This window comes from Dyella ginsengisoli LA-4, assembly GCF_000334915.1.
GTDB lineage: Bacteria > Pseudomonadota > Gammaproteobacteria > Xanthomonadales > Rhodanobacteraceae > Dyella_A > Dyella_A ginsengisoli_A.
In genome coordinates this window covers 1-379 of record NZ_AMSF01000006.1, presented here as the reverse complement: position 1 = coordinate 379, position 379 = coordinate 1, and the positions used below count along the sequence as shown (strand labels likewise).

Below are 379 nucleotides of genomic sequence, written 5' to 3'. Positions count from 1 at the left end.
GCGCCTTCGGCTGATCACGCTGGCGGTCGCAGGCCGGAACCTGGGGTTGGACACGAGCCAGCACTCTGAAAGGTCGCGGCCGCCGGCACCCGTGTTGCACGCAGGACCGCACGCGGACCGAGCCATCCAAGGGTGGGCTTCAAGCCCGAGACTCTGTGCGACGCACGACGCGCACCTGGACGGTATCCGCGATGACCGATGAGTGTTTGGAACAAAGGGCCGCTTGCGCGGCCCTAGCCAGAATGGTGACTGGCGCGATCTTGGCGCCGCCGGAAACACAGCGGCTGGTGGTCAGCGGCACGACGGGCACTTACTCTTCGGCAACGCCGGGGGCGGGCAACTACGTGCCTATTGACCCCGGCGGCGAAATGGTGACCCC

General features: G+C 67.3%; 1 protein-coding gene. It reads left to right on the top strand.

What is annotated here, in order from left to right; genetic code table 11:
- Positions 1-191: 191 nt before the first annotated feature.
- Positions 192-379, top strand: a 188-nt coding sequence (locus C693_RS24090; RefSeq protein WP_043598299.1) for a hypothetical protein, incomplete at its 3' end; no start/stop codon positions are given.